This is a genomic window from Pseudomonadota bacterium (genome assembly GCA_010028905.1).
Lineage (GTDB): Bacteria > Vulcanimicrobiota > Xenobia > RGZZ01 > RGZZ01 > RGZZ01.
The window spans coordinates 1-2,519 of record RGZZ01000617.1 but is presented as its reverse complement, the minus strand read 5'-3'; the positions used below and the strand labels follow the sequence as shown (position 1 = coordinate 2,519).

The 2,519-nt window shown below is 70.1% G+C and carries 3 protein-coding genes; all 3 read left to right on the top strand.

Translation table 11 applies throughout. The annotated features are described in order from the left end of the window. The coding region (locus EB084_23560) for a DUF2520 domain-containing protein (protein ID NDD31239.1) at positions 1-688 on the top strand (688 nt) is incomplete at its 5' end. Between the two features lie 7 nt (positions 689-695). After that, the gene (gene panB / locus EB084_23555; GenBank protein ID NDD31238.1) at positions 696-1,532 is read left to right on the top strand and encodes a 3-methyl-2-oxobutanoate hydroxymethyltransferase; all 837 of its coding nucleotides are present in this window, start codon (positions 696-698) and stop codon (positions 1,530-1,532) included. Continuing rightward, positions 1,529-2,410: a pantoate--beta-alanine ligase gene (locus EB084_23550; protein NDD31237.1), complete on the top strand. Its 882-nt coding sequence runs from the start codon at positions 1,529-1,531 to the stop codon at positions 2,408-2,410. Before panB ends, EB084_23550 begins: the two co-directional genes overlap by 4 nt. Positions 2,411-2,519 lie beyond the last annotated feature (109 nt).

Sequence of the window (2,519 nt, the reverse complement as noted above, 5' to 3'; positions counted from 1 at the left end):
GGGAGAGCGCATCGCCGCGGTGTGGCGGGAGAGCCTGCCCCCGGACGCGGCGGTGATACACTGCAGCGGCGCGCGCGGAACCGAGGCGCTGGCCGCGGTGGAGGCGGTTGGCGCAGCCACCGGCGTGTGCCACCCGCTGGCCTCGATGATGAACCTCGAGGCCGCGCTCGAATGGCTCCCCCGCGCCTGCTTCGGCATCTCGGGAGCAGGCAGCGGGCACGCGTTCGCCCAGCACGTGGCGCTCCACATCAGCGGCAGCTTCGTCGAGCTCGACGACAAGCGCCGCGCGCTCTACCACGCGGGCGCCTGCGTGGCAGCGGGATATCTGACGGCCCTTCTCGACATGGCGAGCGGGCTTCTCATGGATGGCGCGGGCTTCACCCCGCATGAGACGATACAGGCCCTGAGCCCGCTCATCGACAGCACCATCGAGAACATCCGCCGCTACGGCACCACCCGAGCGCTCACGGGACCGGTGGCCAGAGGCGATGTGGGCACGATTCAGCGCCATCTCGAGGAGATGGAGCGCCGGCAGGTGCCGGAACGGTGGTTTCGAATGTATCGCACCCTGGGTGATGCCGCCCTCGAGCTCGCCGAGGCCCGCGGCATGGACGCGGCCTCCGCGGCGGCGGTGCGCCAGGTCCTGCGCGGCGACGCGCAGGCGCTCCCCAAATCCTCCAACGAGTGAGCCCCCCATGTCGCGCCAGCACGAATCGCCACGCCTCACCACCCTCCGCATCCGCGCAATGAAGGCAGAGGGGCGCAAGATCGCCATGCTCACCGCCTACGACTACACCCTGGCCAGCCTGGTCGACGATGCCGGGGTCGACATGGTTCTCGTGGGCGACTCGCTGGGCATGGTGATGCTCGGCTACGACAGCACCATTCCCGTGACCCTCGACGACATGGTGATGCACACCCGCGCCGTCACCCGAGCGGTGAAGCGCGCGCTGGTGGTGGCCGACATGCCGTTCGGCAGCTACCAGGCCAGCGTCGAGCAGGGGGTGCGCAGCGCCGTGCGACTCATGCAGGAGGGCCGCGCCCAGGCCGTCAAGGTCGAGGGCGGAGCACCCGTCGTGCCCCTGGTGGCGGCCCTCACCTCCGCCGGCATCCCGGTGCAGGGGCACCTCGGCCTCACCCCCCAGTCGGTGAACCAGCTCGGGGGCTATCGGGTGCAGGGGCGCTCCGACGATCAGGCCCGCGCCATCATCGATGACGCGAAGGCCCTCGAGGCCGCCGGCGCCTTCAGCATCGTGGCCGAGTGCATGCCCTCCGATGTGGGGGCTGCGCTCACGCGCAGCGTCGCCATCCCCGTCATCGGCATCGGGGCGGGCGTCGACTGCGACGGGCAGGTGCTGGTGCTGCACGACATGCTGGGTCTCTACCGCCATCGCACGCCCCGCTTCGTGAAGCGCTTCGGCGACCTCGGCGCGGAGGCCACCCGCGCAATCGAGGCGTACGTCAGCGAGGTCCGCGACGGCGTCTTCCCCGGCCTCGAGCACAGCTACGCACCGACGGCAAAGGAGGAATGACGGTGGAGATCGTTCGCACCCCTTCCGCGATGCGCGCATGGAGCCGGACGCGCCGGCAGGGTGGCGCGCGCATAGGCTTCGTACCCACCATGGGGTACCTGCACGCCGGGCACCAGTCGCTGATGCGCTTCGGACGCGAGCGCTGCGAAGCGCTGGTCGCCAGCATCTTCGTCAACCCGGCACAGTTCGGCCCCACCGAAGACCTGGCGCGCTACCCACGCGATCTCGAGCGCGACATGACCCTCCTCGAAGCGGTGAAGGTCGACTGCCTCTACCTGCCCGACGCAGCCGACATCTACCCCCCCGGCTATCGCACGTGGGTCGACGTGGAAGGCCTTGGTGACAATCTCTGCGGCGCCTTCCGACCCGGCCACTTCCGCGGGGTGTGCACCGTTGTGGCCAAGCTGCTCAACACAGTGGAGCCCGACGAGGCCTGGTTCGGCGAGAAGGATGCCCAGCAGCTCCGCGTGATACGCCGCATGGCGAGAGACCTCGACCTGCCCACGAAGATCACCGGCTGCCCCACCGTCCGCGAGAGCGACGGCCTCGCCATGTCATCGCGCAACGTCTACCTCAGCGCCGACGAGCGCTCGCAGGCCCCCGCGCTGCACCATGCGCTGCTGCTGGCCCGGGATCGGATGGCGCAGGGCGATTGCGACGCCGTGGCGGTTCTCGGGGCGATGCGCGCCCTCATCGCTGAGGAAGCGCCCGCGGCCTCCATCGAGTACGCGCAGGCAGTCGACGATGACACCCTCGTCGATGTGAGCCGCCTCGAAGGCCGCGTGCTGCTGGCGCTGGCCGTGCGCTTCGGTTCGACCCGTCTCATCGACAACATCACCCTCGAGGCCGCTCCGCGCGCCGAGGAGGCGTCCGCATGAGTCGGGTCGCGCTGGTCACCCACTTCGACGGCACGGCCGGACCCGAGTGCGTACTCGCCCTCGAGCAGGCCGGCTTCCAGGTCATCGCCAACGCCAGCGAACAAGACCT